This is a genomic window from Streptomyces sp. NWU339 (assembly GCF_003143855.1).
Classification (GTDB): domain Bacteria; phylum Actinomycetota; class Actinomycetes; order Streptomycetales; family Streptomycetaceae; genus Streptomyces.
Genome location: NZ_QFRK01000010.1, coordinates 120700 through 139355, shown reverse-complemented (window position 1 = coordinate 139355; position 18656 = coordinate 120700). Strand labels below are relative to the sequence as shown.

Annotated in this window: 16 protein-coding genes and 2 pseudogenes; 8 read left to right on the top strand and 10 right to left on the bottom strand. The window is 70.7% G+C overall.

Annotated elements, in window-relative coordinates; translation table 11 throughout:
- Window positions 1-11: 11 nt before the first annotated feature.
- The 6 genes from DIZ27_RS14935 to DIZ27_RS14910 are packed head-to-tail and all read right to left on the bottom strand — an operon-like array spanning window position 12 to window position 5557.
- Window positions 12-911 carry an alpha/beta fold hydrolase gene (locus DIZ27_RS14935; RefSeq protein WP_181383532.1) on the bottom strand — a complete coding sequence of 300 codons (900 nt, stop codon included), beginning with the start codon at window positions 909-911 and terminating at the stop codon, window positions 12-14.
- On the bottom strand, window positions 908-1966 hold the full coding sequence (locus tag DIZ27_RS14930) for a branched-chain amino acid ABC transporter permease (RefSeq protein ID WP_109378886.1): 1059 nt from the start codon (window positions 1964-1966) through the stop codon (window positions 908-910). Before DIZ27_RS14930 ends, DIZ27_RS14935 begins: the two co-directional genes overlap by 4 nt.
- On the bottom strand, window positions 1963-2889 hold the full coding sequence (locus tag DIZ27_RS14925; protein ID WP_109378885.1) for a branched-chain amino acid ABC transporter permease: 927 nt from the start codon (window positions 2887-2889) through the stop codon (window positions 1963-1965). Before DIZ27_RS14925 ends, DIZ27_RS14930 begins: the two co-directional genes overlap by 4 nt.
- Entirely contained in the window at window positions 2889-3629 is a 741-nt protein-coding gene (locus tag DIZ27_RS14920; protein ID WP_109378884.1) for an ABC transporter ATP-binding protein, read from the bottom strand. Before DIZ27_RS14920 ends, DIZ27_RS14925 begins: the two co-directional genes overlap by 1 nt.
- Window positions 3629-4369: an ABC transporter ATP-binding protein gene (locus DIZ27_RS14915; RefSeq protein ID WP_109378883.1), complete on the bottom strand. Its 741-nt coding sequence runs from the start codon at window positions 4367-4369 to the stop codon at window positions 3629-3631. Before DIZ27_RS14915 ends, DIZ27_RS14920 begins: the two co-directional genes overlap by 1 nt.
- 3 nt (window positions 4370-4372) lie before the next feature.
- Window positions 4373-5557, bottom strand: a complete 1185-nt coding sequence (locus DIZ27_RS14910; RefSeq protein WP_109378882.1) for a substrate-binding domain-containing protein — start codon at window positions 5555-5557, stop codon at window positions 4373-4375.
- A gap of 1160 nt (window positions 5558-6717) precedes the next feature.
- Between DIZ27_RS14910 and DIZ27_RS14905 the strand changes: the two genes are divergently transcribed.
- Together DIZ27_RS14905 and DIZ27_RS14900 are read left to right on the top strand one after the other, a co-directional pair.
- Window positions 6718-7986, top strand: a complete 1269-nt coding sequence (locus DIZ27_RS14905) for a MalY/PatB family protein (RefSeq protein ID WP_109378881.1) — start codon at window positions 6718-6720, stop codon at window positions 7984-7986.
- Between the two features lie 79 nt (window positions 7987-8065).
- A complete protein-coding gene (locus tag DIZ27_RS14900) occupies window positions 8066-8785 on the top strand; it encodes an IS6 family transposase (RefSeq protein ID WP_109378880.1) in 720 nt (239 codons plus the stop codon).
- Between the two features lie 170 nt (window positions 8786-8955).
- Here DIZ27_RS14900 and DIZ27_RS14895 read toward each other — a convergent pair whose 3' ends face one another.
- The 3 genes from DIZ27_RS14895 to DIZ27_RS14885 form a co-directional block, all read right to left on the bottom strand.
- Window positions 8956-9546, bottom strand: coding sequence for a cadmium resistance transporter (locus DIZ27_RS14895; RefSeq protein ID WP_109378879.1), 591 nt, complete (start codon window positions 9544-9546; stop codon window positions 8956-8958).
- A gap of 1033 nt (window positions 9547-10579) precedes the next feature.
- Window positions 10580-10816, bottom strand: a complete 237-nt coding sequence (locus DIZ27_RS14890) for a hypothetical protein (RefSeq protein ID WP_109378878.1) — start codon at window positions 10814-10816, stop codon at window positions 10580-10582.
- A gap of 44 nt (window positions 10817-10860) precedes the next feature.
- On the bottom strand, window positions 10861-11988 hold the full coding sequence (locus DIZ27_RS14885) for an inorganic phosphate transporter (protein ID WP_109378877.1): 1128 nt from the start codon (window positions 11986-11988) through the stop codon (window positions 10861-10863).
- Window positions 11989-12653: 665 nt separating this feature from the next.
- On the opposite strand from DIZ27_RS14885, the gene DIZ27_RS14880 reads away from it, so the two are divergent.
- The 4 genes and pseudogenes from DIZ27_RS14880 (at window position 12654) to DIZ27_RS14865 (ending at window position 15624) form a co-directional block, all read left to right on the top strand.
- Complete coding sequence (locus DIZ27_RS14880; RefSeq protein ID WP_109378876.1) at window positions 12654-12860, top strand: DUF6417 family protein; 207 nt, start codon at window positions 12654-12656, stop codon at window positions 12858-12860.
- 305 nt (window positions 12861-13165) lie between these two features.
- Window positions 13166-14155 carry a hypothetical protein gene (locus DIZ27_RS14875; protein ID WP_109378875.1) on the top strand — a complete coding sequence of 330 codons (990 nt, stop codon included), beginning with the start codon at window positions 13166-13168 and terminating at the stop codon, window positions 14153-14155.
- 238 nt (window positions 14156-14393) lie between these two features.
- Window positions 14394-14684 (top strand): annotated as a pseudogene (locus DIZ27_RS47070) (XRE family transcriptional regulator); the annotation flags it as partial.
- A gap of 157 nt (window positions 14685-14841) precedes the next feature.
- The gene (locus DIZ27_RS14865) at window positions 14842-15624 is read left to right on the top strand and encodes a DUF899 domain-containing protein (RefSeq protein WP_109378874.1); all 783 of its coding nucleotides are present in this window, start codon (window positions 14842-14844) and stop codon (window positions 15622-15624) included.
- Window positions 15625-15909: 285 nt separating this feature from the next.
- Here DIZ27_RS14865 and DIZ27_RS14860 read toward each other — a convergent pair whose 3' ends face one another.
- A complete protein-coding gene (locus DIZ27_RS14860) occupies window positions 15910-16326 on the bottom strand; it encodes an alpha/beta hydrolase (protein WP_258308372.1) in 417 nt (138 codons plus the stop codon).
- Between the two features lie 92 nt (window positions 16327-16418).
- Between DIZ27_RS14860 and DIZ27_RS14855 the strand changes: the two are divergent.
- Both DIZ27_RS14855 and DIZ27_RS14845 read left to right on the top strand, forming a co-directional pair.
- Window positions 16419-17105, top strand: a pseudogene (locus DIZ27_RS14855) (IS6 family transposase); the annotation flags it as partial.
- Window positions 17106-17456: 351 nt separating this feature from the next.
- On the top strand, window positions 17457-18371 hold the full coding sequence (locus DIZ27_RS14845; protein WP_109378873.1) for a HipA family kinase: 915 nt from the start codon (window positions 17457-17459) through the stop codon (window positions 18369-18371).
- The last annotated feature ends 285 nt before the right edge of the window (window positions 18372-18656 follow it).

Genomic DNA, 18656 nt, shown 5'->3' with positions numbered 1-18656 from the left:
TCCGGCGCGCCTCACCACCTGCTCGAAGTGTGCGTCGAGGCCCGCACCGCGGTCGCGACCTCGTCGGCGGCCGGCGGGAACAGGATCGAGTAGTGGTTGGTGTCGCCGATACACCGGGCGGGCATCCGGTCGGGGTCCAGGGCAGCCGCGGCGATACGGCCCGGATCGTAGAGGGCCTGCGGTTCGTCGAGCAGGCCGCGTTCGGCCCAGAGCAGGGCGCCGTGCACATGTGGCTGATGGATGGCGGCCAGGGTTTCGGGGTCACTGAGCACGTCGGCGCCGTCCGCGCGTACCGCGTCGAGTACGCAGCTGCTGCGCAGCTCGGGTGAGCGACCTGTGAGGTCGCGGTCGACGTAGGCGGCCACCTGTGGGCCCCAGTGCGGGGCGAGCGCGGGGTGGGCCCGGAAGAACTCGAGGTAGGCCTCTCGGTCTTCGAAGGTCATCGACAGCCGGTCCATCGCCGGGCCGATGACGGCCTGCAGCAGCTCGTCGATGGTGGTGCCCGTGGGGGCGGGAAAGCCCAGGCCGCCGTCGACCAGGACCACGCGCGGAAAGCGCTCCGGGTGCCGGGCGGCGGCCAGGGCGGCGACGAAAGCGCCCATGGAGTGGCCGAGGAGCACCGCCTGCTGCCGGCCGAGGTGGTCGAGCAGCGCGAGGATGTCGCGGACGTGGGCGGTCAGGCCGTACGGACCGGGCAGAGCCGCGCTGGCGGCCCGGCCTCGCAGGTCGGGAGCGTAGAAATCGGCGTCGGGCAACGCTTCGGCCACGGCGGCGAAGGCCAGGGAGTTGGCGGTGATGCCGTGCAGCGCGATGACCGGCGGGCCGTCGCCCGGCCACCGGGTGACGGCGAGTTCACCGCCGTCCACCGGGGCGGTGAGACTCTGCATGATGCCTCGGGTGGGCACGGTCATGAACTCCTCCTCCGGCCCAGGGCGGTGATGCCGCCGGGGGCCGCGTAGACGGCGATGATGAAGAGCGCACCCAGAATCAGCATGGGCTCCACGCCGAGGTTCCAGCCACCGAGCCGCTGGTCGAGGTAGGTGAAGAGCACCCCGCCGACGATCGGCCCCCAGCGGGTGCCGCTACCGCCCAGCACCGCCATGACCAGCAGGGTGAGCGTGAACTCCGAGGTGGAGGTGTGCGGAGTGGCGCCCGCGGTGACCAAGAGGTGCAGCACGCCGCCGAGAAGGGCGAGTGCGGAAGCGAGGGTGAAGGCGCCGAGCTTGTAGACGAACGGGCTGCGGCCGAGGACCGCGACGCGCTGTTCGTTGTCGCGGATCCCCTGCCAGACACGGCCGACCGGGCGGGCGGTGGCGATCCACACGACGGTGGCGACCAGAGCCAGGTAGCCGAGGGCGAGCCAGTAGATGTTGGCGGTGTTCTGCACGCCGACCAGCGCTGCCGGCACCCCGTCGGTGTGCAGTGGCAGGCCCTCCTCGCCGCCGGTGAGACCGCCGGGGTTGCGCTCCACCCAGATCGCACCCGCCTGGGCGAAGGCCAGGGTGACCATGGCGAAGCCGACGCCGCCGAGGGCGAGCGTGCGCAACGAGATGGCGCCGAGGACGAGGGCGGCCACAGTGCCGAGAACCAGGGTGAGCAGGGCGGCGGGCAGCAGACCGAGGCCGAGTTCGGCCATGGCCAGCTGCGTGCCGTAGGCGCCGCCGGCGATGTACAGGGCGTGGCCGAAGGACAGCAGCCCGGTGCGGCCGAACATCAGGTCGTAGCCGAGCGCGAGCGCGCCGAAGACCAGGCAGAGCGCGAACAGCTGCAGTGATCCCGGGGAGTTGACCGGGCCGTCGAGGAGTACGGGGATGTCCACTGCCGAGTACGGCAGCAGCGCGAGCACCAGCAGCACGGCGGCCGGGACGGTCACCGACCGGACCCGCCGCAGTCGCCCGGCCCGCGGTGCTGCGGACCGCTTCACCGGTGCGGCGGGGGTCGCCTGCGGGGTACGGGTGGCGGTCATGCCGTGCCTCCTGCGGATTGTGCCCGGGGTGCGGTGAGCGCGCGCCGCAGCCGCTGCAGCGGCGAGTCGGTGCCGGCCTTCGGCCGGGCCAGCACCACGGCGGCGAGCAGGATGATGACGGCGAGGTCGCCGTAACCGCCCGCGTAGTAGTTGGCGTACTGCTGCACCAGGCCCACGCTGAGTGCGGACAGCGCGACGCCGGTGATCGAGCCGAGGCCGCCGATGATCACGACCACGAAGGCGAAGATGAGCAGCGACGTTCCCTGATGCGGGGAGAGCGAGCTGAAGTAGATTCCGCCCAGCACGCCGGCGAGCCCCGCCAGGGCACCGCCGAGCGCGAAGACGAGGGTGAAGGCCCGGGTGACGTCGATGCCCAGCGCCGTCACCATCGCCCGGTCCTCGACCCCGGCGCGGACGATGAGCCCGTAGCGGGTACGGGACAGGAACATCTGGACGCCGAAGAGAACGAGTACCGCCACCGCGATCAGCAGGAAGCGGTTGACGGGCACCTGGGCGCCGAGCACCCCGACGGTGCCGCTCAGCGCGTCCGGTACCGGGAAGGCGCGGGCGTCGGCGCCCCAGATGGTCTGTACCGCCGCCGGAATGGCCAGTGAGAGCCCGACGGTGACCAGGATCTGCTCCTTGACCCGGCCGTACAGCCGCCGGATGAGAACCAGCTCCACCACCACCGCCAGGGCGAGGCCGGTAGCCGTTCCCACCACAGCTGCCAGCAGCAGCCCCGGAACCCCGCCGACCGCCTCGGCGGTGAGCCAGGCGGTGTAGCCGGCGACGGTGAGGAACGCGCCGTGCGCGAAGTTCAGCACGTCCATCAGCCCGAAGATCAGGGCCAGACCGGAAGCGATGAGGAAGTACAGGGCTCCCAGGCCGAGACCGGTCAGGGTGAGCAGGACGAGGGTGTCCATCAGGCGGCTCCGTTCTTCGAGTGGCTGCCGACACCCAGCAGCGCGGTCGTCCGCTCCGTGTCCGCGAGCAGTTCGCGCGCGTCACCGGTGTGCACCACCTGTCCGGCGTCCAGCACGACGGCGCTGCGAGCCAGTCGGCGGACGACGGCGAGGTTCTGTTCGACCAGCAGGAGCGGCACCCGCTCCGCGGCGCGCTCCAGGACCTCGGCGGCCTCGGTGACCACACGGGGAGCCAGGCCCTTGGTGGGTTCGTCCACGATGACCAGGGCGTTGTCGTTGAGCAGGGTCCGGGCGAGGGCGACCATCTGCTGCTGGCCGCCGGACAGGGTGCCGGCGCGCTGGCCGCTGCGGGTGGCGAGTTCGGGGAACAGATCGTGCACGAGGTCGTAGTGGTGGGCGCTGCCCGGGCGTTCGGCCAGGGCGAGGTTCTCGGCGACGGTCAGGCCGGCGAAGATCCCGCGGTCCTCGGGGGCGTAGCCGATGCCGCGGCGTATCGTGCGGTGGGTGGGCTCGGCGGTGATGTCGTGGCCCTCGAAGGTGACGCGGCCCGCGGTCACCTGTCCGCCGTCGGGCAGCAGTCCGAGGACCGCGCGGATCGTGGTGGTCTTTCCGACGCCGTTGCGCCCCAGCAGGGCGGTCACCCCGGAGGCCGGGACGTCGAAACTGATGCCCTTGAGGATGTGCGACCCGGCGATGTTCACTTCGAGGCCGCTGACGGTGAGTATCGGTGGAGATGACATCAGAGCTCGTCTCCCAGGTAGGCCTGCTGGACGGTCGCGTTCGCCATGACCTCGGCCGGTGCCGCGGCGGCGAGCAGCTGTCCGTGGTGCATGACGGCGACCCGGTCGGCCAGGCCGAGTACCACTTCCATGTGATGCTCGACGAGCATCACGGTCCGGCCCTCGTCGCGGTGCAGCGAACGGATGAGGTCGGTGAGTTCGCCGGTCTCCTCCGCGGCCACACCCGCCATCGGCTCGTCGAGCAGCATCAGTCGCGCTCCGGCCGAGCCGCCGGCGAGGGTGGGCGCGAGAAGCATCGCCAACTCGAGTTTGCGCTTGTCGCCGTGGGACAGGCCGGCCGCGAGATCGGCGCCGCGGTCGGCCAGGCGAACCCGGGCCAGCACCCCCGTCACGTCGGCCGCGCTCACGCGGCGCACCCCGGCGGACCGGGCGGCCAGCTCCACGTGTTCGGCCACCGTCATGGTCGAGAAGACCGAGGACGACTGGAAGGTCCGCCCGATGCCCCGGCGAGAGCGCCGGTGCGGCGGCAGGGAGGTGATGTCGTGACCGTCGAGGCGGATGGTGCCGCCGGTCGGAGAGGTCAGGCCGGAGACGAGATTGAACAGGGAGGTCTTTCCGGCCCCGTTGGGGCCGATGACGGCCAGCAGTTCCCCCTCGCGCACGGCGAGGGACACCTCGTTGATGATGCTGGCGCCACCGACCGACCAGCTGAGCCGGTCCAGTTGCAGTACGGGCGTCATGCGTCAGCCGATCTTCTTCTCGGCGGGCGCGACCTGCTCGGCGGGGAAGGTCCTTGACACCTCCGGGTGGTCGGCCGAGGCGAACTTCGCCTGGAAGGTGGGCTGCAGCAGTGCGTGGTCGCCCGCCCGTACGGTGTTCTTCCCCTTGACCCCGGAGAAGGTGAAGCCCTCCAGGGCCTTGATCATGGCGTCGGTGTCCCCGTCCGCTCCACCGGCCTTGATGGCCTCGACGACCATCTGGGCGGCGTTGAAGCCGTCCGGTGAGAACAGGTCCTCGTCCCACTTCTTCTTCGCGAAGTACGCCCGCATGGCCTCGGCCTCCGGCGTGCTGGTGGCCTCGGGCACGTAGTGGGCCAGCAGGGTGACCTTCTCGCGGGCCTTGCCGAAGACCGGGTAACTGGCCCTGATGTCCAGGCCGGTGACGACGGTGGCGGCATCCAGCACGCCCTGCTGGTCCAGGGTGGACCACATCGACTGGGCGGTGTCTCCCGCCCAGGCGACGAAGACCATGTCCGGCTCGGCCGCCTTGACCTTGCTCGCCACGGGGGTCAGATCGGTGGCGCTGGGCGGTGCCAGCACCGGGGTCACCGTGGTGCCGTCGGTGCCCAGCACGGCTTTGACGGCCTCGGCGTTGGCCTGCCCGAAGGCGCTGTCCTGGGCCAGGACGACGACCTTCTTGCCCTGGGAGTCGCCCAGGATGTTCTTGGCGGTCGTCACGTCCTGGTAGGTCTGGCGTCCGGAGCGGAAGGTGTAGCGGTTGACGCCGGTGAGCGCGTCGGTGGCCGCGGGTCCGCTGATGTACAGCGTCTTGTTCTGCGCCGCCACCGGGGCGATCTGGGTGGCCACCCCGGAGGCCGCGGTGCCGGCGATGATCGGCACCCCCTGGCCGATGCGCTTCTTGGCCAGGGAGACGCCCTTGGCCGGATCGCCGGCGTCGTCGTCCTTCAGCACGGTGACCTTGATGCCGTCGACGGCGCCGGTGCCTTCGGTGGCGTGGTCGAGGCCGGCTTCGAAGCCTTGCAGGTACTGCTCGCCGTAGGAGGCCAGCGGCCCACTGGTGGAGGTGACGAGGGCGACCTTCACCTCCTTCGACTCGGAGGCGGTGCTGCTGCCCGGGCTGGAGCACGCAGCGGTGAACGCGGCGGCGATCGCGGCCGCGGTGGCGGGAAGAAGAACGGATCTACGCATGGCCGTACGGCTCCTCAATACGACGACGGATACGCCCCAGGGGTCCATCACGGATTCATTCCTGAGCGACGTCCGGGCAGTGTGTTTCACGCCACCTGGACGCCACAATGTGGCTCACCCCCATGCGGCACCGTCCGGCTATGTCTGTGGCGCCTATCGGTGGCGCCTGCCGGTGACAGTGGGGTGATCAGGGGCAGCCGTCGTCGGCGATGACGAACTGGACGCCATAATGTGGCTCACCCCCATACGGCACCGTCCGGCTATGTCGGTGGTGCCTGTCGGTGGCGGTGGGGTGATCAGGGGCAGCCGTCGTCGGCGATGACGGATGCACCGGGGGCGGCTCCTTCACCGTCCCGGCCCCGACAACGGGCTCGCTCATCTGGCGTCTCTCCTTGATCAGCAGATCCGCCGTTGAGCAGGCCTTGGCGCACTTTCGGTGGTGACTGAGCCCGGATTCACCGGCTTGATTCCGACGTGATCATTCCGAGGGCGTAGGAGACGCGCGATGGGTGATCTGCGGGTTCGGGCATGTGACGGCAGCCGACCCGCCCGTCTTTTCCCGTGCTCCTCTCTCGGGCCCTTGCGGGCGAGTCGGTCAAGGCGCGTCAGACGGGGTGCGGTGGCGCATGCGGTGCGGTGAACAGTTGCGTGAAGCCGTCCCGCCCGGACCGGCGTTCGGTCAGGCGGACCGCCGGACCCGGCCCGCCGTGGGTGAGCAGGTTCCCAACGTCGAACGCGGCGAAGGTCGTGGCGGGACCGTGGGAGGACCTCACTCACGAGGTGCCTTGCTGGTAGGGCCGGATGGAAGCGGCGGAGCCGGACCTGCGCGAGCTCCCCGGCATTCTGGGCCCCGACCGGGTCATCGGCTCGGTCATGTCCCTCGCTTCCGGTCCCGGAGGACCGCGCCACCCGTCCCGCACGGAGCCGGCGGGACCCGGGCGCGGGTGCGGCTGCCGGACACGGTGGCACCGGCTCGCCGGCCGACCGGCCCGGGAGGGCCGACCACACCGGCTGCCGGGCGTCCACCGGCAGCCGGTCCGGCGACCGCTCGCCCCGTCAGATCTCCTGGCCGGCACGCGGGGGAAACGGAGTAATGTCCAGCAGGACGATCACACGGTCACCACACAGGCCCGGCTCTCCCGGGCGAGGGGAGCTACCGCATGAGCGAGGCCACGCACCACTCACCCTCCGAGTCCGAGCCCGGGGACGGCGACCGCACCGATCCGCTGGCTCGGCTGTCCCTGGACCAGTTGCGGCAGCGCACCAGCATGAAGTGGCGCACGCACCCCGAGGACGTCCTCCCGCTCTGGGTGGCGGAGATGGACGTCCCCCTGGCCCCCGCCGTCGCCGACGCGCTGCACCGGGCCGTCGACCTGGGAGACACCGGATACCCGTACGGCACCGCTTACGCCGAGGCCCTCGCCGACTTCGCCGCCGCGCGATGGCGGTGGGACGGCCTGCGGGTGGAGAACACCGCGATCGTGCCCGACGTCATGCTGGGCATCGTCGAGGTCCTCCGCCTCATCACCGGCCCCGGCGACGCGGTCGTCGTCTGCTCACCCGTCTACCCGCCGTTCTACGCGTTCGTCGCGCACGACGGCCGGGACGTCGTCGAGGCCCGCCTGGGCCCCGACCGGCGGATCGACCTCGCCGGCCTCGAAGAGGCGTTCATACGCGCACGACGCCACGGCCGCCGCGCGGCCTTCCTGATGAGCAACCCGCACAATCCGACCGGTGTCGTCCACACCCGCGCGGAGCTCGAAGCGATCGCCGCGCTCGCCCGCCGGCACGGTGTCCGGGTGGTCTCCGACGAGATCCACGCCCCGCTGGTGCTGCCGGGAGCCGTCTTCACACCGTTTCTCAGCGTCCCCGGCTCCGAGAACGGGTTCGCCCTGACCTCCGCGTCCAAGGCGTGGAACCTGGCCGGTCTCAAGGCCGCCGTGGCCATCGCCGGCACCGAGGCCGCGGACGACCTTCGACGTATGCCCGAAGAGGTCGGCCACGGCCCCAGCCACCTGGGCGTCCTCGCCCACACAGCGGCGTTCCGCGACGGCACCGACTGGCTCGACGAACTCCTGCTCGGACTCGACGACAACCGGAGCCTGCTGGGCAAGCTGATCGACGAACACCTCCCCGGCGTGGGGTACGTCCCGCCCCAGGGCACCTACCTCGCCTGGCTGGACTGCACCGGGCTCGGACTGCACGACGACGGTCCGGCCGACGGACCGGGCGTCGTCAGCGACCTCGCCGGACCGGCGCGGATGTTCCTGGACGAGGCTCGCGTCGCCCTCAGCTCCGGGCACGTCTTCGGCACCGGCGGCGCCGGATGCGTACGTCTCAACTTCGCGACCTCACCGGCGATCCTGCGCCAGGCACTCGCACGCATGGGACGCGCGCTCACCGGCCTCGACCGAGCACCCCGCACCTGACACCGACCGGTGCGGCACTGTCACGTTGATTGACCGGGTGGGATGATCTTCTGGTGGGTCATGCCGGGAGGGGTCGTCCGTGGGCAGTGCGCCGCCGGCGTACCAGGGGCACCGGTACCCGGTCGAGGTGATCTCCCCCTGCGTGTGGCTGTACTTCCGCTCCCCGCTGTCGTTCCGGGAGGTCGAGGAGCTGATGCTGCAGCGCGGCGTGCTCGTCTCCTGTGAGACGGTCCGCCGCTGGTGCGCCACGTTCGGCCAGGCCTACGCCAACGGCCTGCGCCGCCGCCGGCCGCGGCCCGGGGACACATGGCATCTGGACGAGGTCTTCGTGAAGATCAACGGAGAGCGGAAGTACCTGTGGCGGGCCGTCGACCAGGACGGCACCGTGCTGGACATCCTCGTGCAGAACCGGCGGGACAAGGCCGCCGCCCGGCGGTTCTTCCGCGGGCTGCTGAAGAAGTCCCGTACGGTGCCCCGGGTGATCGTCACGGACAAGCTGCGCTCCTGTGGTGCCGCCCACCGTGAGGTCATGCCGTCGGTGGAGCACCGCTGCCACAAGGGCCTGAACAACCGGGCCGAGAACAGTCATCAGCCGACGAGGCAGCGTGAACGCGCGATGAAAGGCTTCCGCAGCGTCGGCGGAGCCCAGCGGTTCCTGGCCGCGTTCAGCGGCATCTCACCGCACTTCCGGCCCCGCCGCCATCTGATGACCGCCCCCGACCACCGAGCCGAGATGACCATCCGCTTCGCGATCTGGGACCAGGGCACCGGCGCTGCCAACCTGCCTACCACGGCCTGAACACAGGCCCGGGCCGCGGGCCCGCCATGCCCCGACACACCATCAGACAGTCACGCACTCAACAACGTGACAACGCCCTTGACCGTGCAGGTCAGGCGCCGGTTTCCTGTGACAGCGGAGGCTGAGCCGGTGTCGTCGAAGTTTGAGCGGCCGACGCCGGCGACGTCGGCTCAGAGCCCGAAGGCGCCCCCCTCGATGAGGAGGAACAAGCCGATCGCGATGAGGACCACCGGGAGCAGGAGGTCGCCCCAGCGGCCGAAGGCCTTGGCGACGGCCGGGCGGGTGGCGAGGAACCGGCCCGCATAGCACCACACCGCGAGCAGGACGAGGAAGACGACGGCGTAGGCGCTCACGGCGCCGAGGCCGGCGGTGGCGAAGACGGGCACATAGGCGCCGAGGTTGTCGCCGCCGTTGGCGACGGTGAGGAGTACGACCTCCAGCAGGCTCGGGCCGGCCTTTTTCCCCGCGCCGTCGGTCTCGTCCGCACCGTCCCGGTGGTTCCTCCACGTCTGCCGGGCCGCCCTGAGGCCGAGGGCGAGCGGCAGGAGGCCGAGGTAGGCGATGACCGCCGCGGGCAGGAAGGTCCCGCTGAGCGAGGCGGCGAGGATGGCGGCGAACCCGAGGTACTGGCCGAGCACGATGCGGCGGGTCGAGCCGCGGTGTCCGGCGCCCTGGGCGAAGAGCACGGACAAAAGCAGGAGGTCGTCGAGGTTGGTGACGGCGAACAGGCCCACCGCCTGCCCGAGGATGCCCAGGTGCACGTGACCAGCTCGCTCTGCTCGTACCGCAACGACGCGGTGACCCTACGCGGGACAGCACGCCACACCGCGAAAGCCGCGAGGAACACCGTGCTCAAGGTCCACTGTCACGAAACCGAGGCCGGTCACACCTCCCCGGCAAGCACTCAGGGCCCACTGCCACGGGACAGCCAGGCCAGTGCCGGACGGGCGACCCTGACGCAAGTCGTAGGGCAACCTCAGTCCGAAACGACGACGGCGACCAGGACCAGGAGCGGCGGGCGCCGAAGGCCGCCGGTTCCTCGAGGCGGACTGCCGCAGAGGGCGCTGTGGGAAGCAGTCGGTGTGGCCGGCCCCCTTGACCAGGCCTGTGAGGTGCGGGTTTTCCCGTCAGGACCGGACCGGTGAGGCGTCCTGGGCGGCGCCTTGTCAGGCGCCCTCGCCGTCGGCCCCGCGCTGCGCGCTCCCAGCGCCCGCACGTTCCGCATGGGTAGTCACAGACGGTAGTGGTGCAGCGGAGCGAGGCGGCGGCAGAACCCCTTGACCATCCCTGCCGGAACCCGGGTCAAGGGGTTCTGCCCTCGCCACGCCGATACGGTCCGTGACGGGTGCGTGAGGGCAGCGTCCGGCGGCAGGCTGGGCACGACGATGGCTGATGTCGGCGTACCGGTCGTCCTCGCCAGACTGAGTCTGGCCAGCACCTGGCGGGGGGCAGTGAGGCATACGGCCTACACGGCGATGGCGTGCTGCCTGAACGGGGCAGGTCGTGCCCGAGCAGAAGGACGGCGCCCAGCCTTCACGTCTCGGGTTCTGCCAGAGGGCACGAAATGACATTGGTTGTCTTGTCACTGGTGGGTGATGCTTGGCCACCGGCCCGGGGCGCGGGCCCGCCATGCCCCGACGCGCCGTCAGGAGTTCAGGTACCCAACAAGGTGACAGCACCCTCCGACGCTGCTCAGTTCTTCAGTCCGCCTCCGACACCTGCCGGCGCCGCCACTCTCCCGGGCTCGGTGTGCGGCACCTCGCGCACCGGGCGAGTGAGGTGACCGGAGCAGGTTCAGACGGGAACGATCAGATCGATCCCGTAGGCCGCGACCGCGAGGCAGGTGGCGAAGCACAGCACGGCCGTGGCGGCCGCCACCTTCTGCTGGCCCCTAGGCACGTCGGGGGCGGGCTCTCCGTGTCCGGCGCGATCCCATGCGGCCAGGCCGAGCGAGAACATCACGATCACCACCACCGTGACCCCGAGGCTGACGCCGAAGACCCCGGCAAGAGCGCCCCAGTCGATGTCCATCCCGTATCCCCTTCCTCGGCGAAGGGCCGCCCCGCCGGGCCGGCTCAGGCGGCCGACCTGACGGCGGGTTCCGGCACCTCGCTGACGTTCTCCGCGCTCACCGGACGGCGGCGCGAGAGCATGTAGAAGGCTGCCGCGGCAGCCAGCGCGACGCCCGCCACCAGCGCCACCCCGGCGTCGCCCTGGTCGGCCACCCACGCCGCCATGCCTCCCACGGCGGCCGCGGCCGGCAGTGTCAGCAGCCAGGACACCGCGATCCGCCCGGCGATGCCCCAGCGCACGTGTGCCAGCCTGCGGCCCAGCCCTGCGCCGAGGATGCTGCCCGTGCACACCTGGGTGGTCGACAGCGCGAACCCCATGTGCGACGAGGCCAGGATCACGGCGGTCGCGCTGGTCTCGGCGGCGAAGCCCTGCGGGGCCTGGATGTCGGTGAGCCCCTTGCCCATGGTCCGGATGATCCGCCAGCCGCCCATGTAGGTACCCAGGGAGATCGTAAGGCCCGCGCTCAGCACCACCCACCAGGGCGGCCCCGCGCCATGGGCGAGCACCCCGCTCGAGATGAGTGCGAGGGTGATGACCCCCATCGTCTTCTGGGCGTCGTTGGTGCCGTGCGCCAGCGCCACCAAGGACGCCGACCCGATCTGTCCCGTGCGAAAGCCCTTCCCGACGGCGCGGCGCGATGTCCCCCGGGTGATCACATAGGCGAGGTAGGTGGCCAGCATCGCAATCACGCAGGCCACCACCGGTGAGGCAACCGCAGGGATCACGATCTTCTCGATGATCGCGTCGAAGCGCACCGCAGAACCCCCGGCCCCCACCCACACTGCGCCGATCAGCCCGCCGAACAAGGCGTGGGACGAGCTGGAGGGCAGCCCGAGGAGCCAGGTGACCAGATTCCACAGGATCGCCCCGATCAGCCCGGCAAAGATCATCACCAGAGACACTTCGCTGTCCTGGACTATGCCGCCCGAGATCGTCTTGGCCACTTCCGTGGAGAGGAAGGCTCCGGCCAGATTGAGCACCCCCGCGACGGCGACGGCAACCCGGGGGCTCAGCGCCCCGGTGGCGATCGAGGTGGCCATCGAGTTGGCGGTGTCGTGGAACCCGTTGGTGAAGTCGAAGGCCAGGGCGGTGAGGATCACGGCCACGAGCAGGAAGGAGACAGATGCCATCCCGGTCCTCCACGTCGAGGGCGGTCCGGCCGCGCGCACTGAAACGTGCGTGCGAACCGCCGTCCCTCCCACGCTAAGCGCCCCTCCGAACGGCCGCCAACGCGACGGCGCGGGCCGGTCGCTGGCGGCCGGCTGCAGTCAGTGCCGTGCCGGACTCAGCGACGGGCGTGGGTAGTACGACGACCTCGGAGCCGCGACGCATTGCCGTGGTCCACCTGAGTTCGCACCGTACCCAGGGGACAAGGATCCTGCCGAGTGGATGCCGCCCGCCAAGGACCACGTATGCGCCTACGCTGCCGACTGGATCGCCTCACAACACGGGTGGAAGTTGACCGCTGGCCGACCGAGATCAGGCCCGAAACTCACCCGCAGGTAGGTACTACCTGTAGTACCTACCAGCAGAGAAGATGTGATCACGCGGCGGTTTGGTGCCGACGTGTGGCCCTTCGGTGAGGGGTGTCCTGCCGCGCGGCAGCCCGGAGGGGCGCGGCTGCCGTGTAGGTGGTGGAGTTGGGCGTTCCGCGGTACGCGCCGGCCCGGCCTCTGGGGCCCCTGTGCGCTGACAGCACGCCGGAGGTGGGGGCGGCCCGCATGCTCCGTGCCCCGGTGGGGCCGCCCCAGAACTTGTGCGTGACCGTGGCGCCCGGGGAGTCGTTGCGCTGGTCATGGATGACGACGAGCACCTCGATCCGGAGGAGAGTGGGTACGCGCCGGTGGATCCCACGGCCCAGCGGCTGGCGCTGCTGACCCTGGAGGAGGCGCACGATCTGCTGCGGCTGCTGCTGACGGTGGCGCAGCAGGAGGGGCCGATGTCGCCGGAGGCGGACCGGCTGGCGAAGGAGATCGCCGCGCGCATCCCGTCAGAGAACTGACCGTCCTCACCGCTACAGCCGAGCTGTGCCCGGCTTGTGTAACATTCCGCGAGTTCGCCGCCCCCTCGGGTCCTTGGCAGGGGGCCTGACCAGGCACCTCGTCGCCCTCGGCCGGTGCGTCTGCGTAGGGATCATGATGGTTCTTCAGGATTCCTGAAGAACCATCATGATCTAGGCGAATCCATCGCTCCCGTCTGTCGGGCTGACCTGCGGCAACGGGAGATGAAAGCCAGGGCGAATCCGCAGGATGTCGCACAATCGGGGGATCCCCACCCTGGCCGCCTTTTCCGATAGTCTGACCGATCATGTCCATATCATTTGATCGCCGCCGTCGTACCGCCGGGGCTCCGGCCCGAAGATCGGCCGCCGTCGCCGCCGTATGCGGTCTGCTGCTCACCACCGGCTGTTCCCTCACCTCCGGCTCGGGATCCGACTTTGAGGACGCTTCAGGACTGTCCGCGGCGCTCGGGAAGGTCTCGTCCGAGCCCGGGACCTGGAGCGTCGGGTATACGGACAGCGCGAGGCTTCGGGAGCTGACGAAGCAGGCCCCGGAGCGGTTCGCCGACTTCCGGCCCTTCCCCGATTCGGAGTTCGCCACCGAGCTCAGCGGCTCGGCTGTCTCGAGATACCGGATCGACCCGGACCAGGTCGAAGAAAGGCTGTGGATCCAGTCGCCCGACTCCCCGCTCATGGCCGGTTACTGGCGTGGCGCCTTCGACTCCGAGTCGATCATCAAGAAACTCAAGGCCGAAGGGCGTCCGGAGCGCGAGCAGGACGGGGCGACGGTCTGGAGCGGGGACGAGGACAGCCAGAATGACTACACCGTGTCCGACCAGGAGTTCACCCACGTCCGCCCGGTGGGCACCCGGGTGTTCCACCCCGCCGACGGCAAGGCGCTCGCCGACAAGGCCGAGTACCGGCAGCTTGTCGCCTGTCTCGGTGACGTCTACTCGGTGAGCATCGAACCGCGCCAAAGCGGCATCGACCCGCGCCGGGGCGGGAAGGAGCTCTCGCACCTGGCGATCGGCCAGCTCGCCCGGTCCGCCGACGACACCTCCGGAGTCGTCTGCGCGGTCGCCCGCAGCGAAAAGTCCGCGCTGAAGGTCTCCGAGACCGTCAAGGCCGTGCTCGAGGGCCAGTCGCAGTACGCGGGGTCCGAGGTGACGGTTCTTGAGGGGGACGAGGGCGAGGGGCAGCCGTCCGTGGTGAAGGTGACCGTTCCCGACAATCCGGATGACAGGAAGGTCGGCAAGATCATGCGCGGCCCGCTGCTGACGGCGCTGCTGAAGCTGTGACCGGCCGGGCGCGCCGGGGGACAACACGCCCGCGGCGACAGGCCGTGGGCGGTGCCCGACGTACGGGGGTTGGGCGCGGGGGGAATGCCGGTGTGTCGCGAGCAGAAACCGCAGACGGGCCTCGGTGCTTGAGGGAACGGGCCGGGTGCGTAACGCGTGCTCCAGCCCCTGCTCGATCTGCCCCAGGTCCGCAGAAGAGCAGCACCGCACCTGGCTGAAAACTTGACGCCGATCATCAGCTCGGGCCAAGGCCGCGGCCACGACTGGGATCACGGCAGAGACCCGGGCCCGGTTCGGCTTCACCGCCGCGCCCGGTACCACCGACGACGCCCGCATCCGCCACCTCACCCTGCCCCCGCAGCACGCGGCCCGCCTCTTCGCCGCCCAGGACGCCGGCGCCAGTGAGCGGCAGCTGCGCACCCTCGCCGCCGAAGGCCTGGGCGAGGTCTACTTCCGCGACGGCGGCTGGCGTGCCCACGGCCTGCAGGTGGCGTTCACCGACGTGGAGCACCTGGAGTTCGAGCTGTGAGAGCGCGTCTGTGAACTCGTCAGCCCGACGTAGTTTGTGCAGGCCCGGCCGGGGCGCCCCCGCCGCGATGAGTTCCGGCCGGGTCACGGGTCTGTTCTGGTGAGCGTCCCAGGACGTCGTACGACGCTGCCCGGCACGAGACACCACGGAGGACACCATGACGACCACACCGGACGACCCGACCACCGCGCTGCCCGGCCGCCCGCCCGTCGTCGACCTGGCCACCTGGCAGACCGCCCGGGACGAGCTGCTGGTCCGGGAGAAGGCCCACACCCGCGAGGGCGACGCCCTCGCCGCGGCCCGCCGCCGGCTGCCGATGGTAGAGCTCGACCAGGCGGTCGAGGTCGTCGGAGCCGACGGCCCGGTCCCGTTCCTGAACCTGTTCCAGGGCCGCGAGGAGCTCGTGGTCTACCAGCACATGTGGTACGACGGCGCGCCGCACCAGGGGCAGTGCGAGGGCTGCACCACCACGGCTTGGCACCTGAAGGATGCTGTCTACCTCAACGCCCGCGGTGTCTCGTTCGCCGTCCTGACCACGGGCCGATGGGACGAGGTGGCCGCCTACGTCGCGTTCATGGGCTACACCCAGCCCTGGTACTCGGTGCGCGACACGGACGCGCCGGTCGGCGGGGAGATGGGGCACCTGACCTGCTTCCTGCGCGACGGCGACCGCGTGTTCCTCACCTACTCCACGACGGGCCGCGGCAACGAGCCGGTCAACGGGTCCCTGGGCCTGCTCGACATGACGCCCTACGGCCGCCGTGAGGCGTGGGAGGACAACCCCGAGGGCCGGCCCGAGGGGCGCCACCCGTGCTGGTACTGGCGCTCGGACGCCGACGGGAACGCCACCTGGGGTCCGACCAGCCGCCCCGTGCCGCAGTGGACCCGCCCCGGCGCGATCCCCGTGGAGACCCTCGGCCGGCACGGCCACCACCACTGACGCGCCTTCGTCGACGGCGTCGGCAAAAGGTGTCAGGGCCGTCTGGGACCAGGTCACCGGCAGCACCGGCCTTGCCGCGGCGGCCTGATCCAGCACACCGGCCAGGCACAACACGCCCCGGCATGCCGCCGGCCGCCCACACCCTGTCAACGTGAGAACGCCATCGAGAGAAGCATCCCGGATAACCTCGGGTTGGAATCGTGCCGATCGCGGGCGCGCGGCCGGATCGAGCCTTCGACGTCCATTGCTGCGTGGAGGCCAGACCCGCGCGGCACCCGCCGTCCTCTATCCGAGCGTGAGCATCGCCTCGGTGACCTCGCCGACCGCCGCATCGGGGATCGCAGTGGCGGCCTCCTTGAGGACGAGCAGCCGCGCCCCAGGGATCTCGCGCGCGATCGCCTCGCCGTTGCCAACGGGGAAGAACCGGTCGTGGCGGCCGTGGACGACGAGCGTGGGGGCCTCGATCTCGGGCAGGCGCTCGCGCCAGCGGGGTGTGCAGTCGAGCCTGGAAAACACCATGCCCATCTGGTTGGCCATGTGGACCGGGGGTGCGGTGCCGGGAGTGCGGTCCCAGATGCGCGCAGCGATTGCGCGCGCGGCGACGGGGTCGTCGCCGAGGATCTCCGCGCCGGCGGCAGCGAACTCCGCAACCGCCTCGCGGTCGGTCCAATTGGGCATCGGACGCGCGAACAGCCGGTTCATCGTCGCCTGGTCATGGTCGGGGAGGGTGCTGTCACGTTGGCTGACCGGGTGGGATGATCTTCTGGTGGGTCATGCCGGGAGGGGGATCGTCCATGGGGAGTACGTCGCCGTCGTACAAGGGGCACCGGTACCCGGCGGAGATCATCGCGCACTGCGTGTGGCTGTACTTCCGCTTCCCGCTCAGCTTCCGGGAGGTCGAGGAGCTGATGCTGCAGCGCGGTGTCGTCGTTTCCCACGAGACCGTCCGCCGCTGGTGTGCGAAGTTCGGGCAGGCCTACGCGAACGGACTGCGCCGCCGCCGGCCCCGGCCCGGGGATACATGGCATCTGGACGAGGTGTTCGTCAGGATCAACGGAGAGCGGAAATACTTGTGGCGGGCCGTCGACCAGGACGGCAACGTCCTGGACATCCTCGTGCAGGACCGCCGGGACAAGGCCGCCGCCAGGCGCTTCTTCCGCCACCTGGTGAAGACGACGCGTGCGGTGCCGCGGGTGGTCGTCACCGACAAGCTGCGTTCCTACGGCGCCGCCCACCGTGAGGTCATGCCCTCCGTCGAGCACCGGCAGTCGAAGTACCTCGACAACCGGGCGGAGAACAGCCACCAGCCCACCCGGCAGCGTGAACGCGCGATGAAGGGCTTCCGTTCGGTCGGCGGGGCGCAGCGGTTCCTGTCCGCGTTCAGCGGCATCTCACCCCACTTCCGGCCCTACCGCCACCTGATGACCGCCTCGGATCACCGCGCCGAGATGACCGTCCGCTTCGCCCTCTGGGACCAGATCACCGGCGCCGTCGGCCGGCCTGTCGAGGCCGGAACACCGGCCCGAAACCCGGCCCTCATCACGTCCCGACGCGCCGTCAGGGACCCACGCAGCCCACAACGTGACAACGCCCGCGATGGCTCGGGCACTCCTCGCCGGCCATCACGCTCGGTTACTAGGCTCACTTCATGCCGGAGGCCGGGAGCAAGGGGCGCACCGTGATCGACGGACTGCTCGGGGAACAGGGAGATCAGGGCGCCGGCCGGAACTCCCCAGATTCTCCCCAGGGCTGATCGTGGCCGATTCCCCGGAATACGGGGATCTTGGGGAGGTCATGGATTGCAAGGTCAGGGGATCGCGTAGCCTGGCGAAATGCTGACCGAGGTCACCGCCACCCGCTACATCGAGCCCCTGAGGTCCGGCGGCTCCGTGCCCGGGCTCGTCGAGGCCGACGACCTCGGCACGTACGTCGTCAAGTTCACGGGGTCCGCGCAGGGGCGCAAGGCGTTGGTCGCCGAAGTGATCGTCGGTCAGCTGGCCCGCGCCCTGGGGCTGCGTTTTCCGGAGCTGGTCCTGGTGGACTTCGACCCGGCGATCGCCGCCGGCGAGCCCCACCAGGAGGTGCGGGAGCTGCACTCCGTCAGCGCGGGGACCAACCTCGGCATGGACCACCTGCCGGGCGCGCGGGACTTCACGCCCGAGGTCGCCGAGGTCTTCCCCGTCGATCCGGTGGAGGCCGGGCGGATCGTCTGGCTCGACGCGCTCACGGTGAACGTGGACCGGACCACGCACAGCTCCAATCTGATGGTCTGGCCGACGCTCGGCGTCGCCCCGCCGCGCCTGTGGCTCATCGATCACGGGGCCGCGCTCGTCTTCCACCACCGCTGGGCCGCCTCCGACCCGGCGAAGGCGTACGACTTCCGCCACCACGCCCTCGGCCGCTACGCGCCCGACGTCCGCGACGCCGACGCCGAACTCGCTCCCCGGGTGACCGAGGAACTGCTGCGGGCCATCACCGCCGAGGTGCCCGACGCCTGGCTGGCCGACGACCCGGACTTCGCGACGCCCGACGCGGCCCGCGAGGCGTACGTGGGGTATCTCCACGCGCGCGTGCGGGCCTCCTCGGCGTGGCTGCCGACCGACTTCCCCGCCGCTGAGGAACTGGCCGAGGAGAACGCGCGCCGGGCGGCCCGGACCCGGCAGGGCCGCCCGGACTGGCTCAAGCGCGTCCCCGACCTGCACGGCAAGCCGGAGGCGGCCCAGGACTGGTCGGTGCATCTGGGATAACGGCCGGGATGAGGGCTGGGTCCTGCCACTTCTCGTATCCCGCGTCCCCCTCCCGCCGTCGCCTGCTGGGGGGACGGTGAGGTCGAAGAACCCCGGTGCGCCCCGGCGGGCAGGGCGCCCGACAGGATCCGGTTGCACTTCTGCGTCACGGTGTGAGAGGAACTCCGGTGCAGGCTTCCGGCGTGGCTGTCGCGGAAAAAGCGTTGCCACGCGCCGTCGCGCATGACCTGGACACCCGCGAAGCGATGCACGAGCTGACTGGTCTCCAGCGCGGTCCGGGTGGTG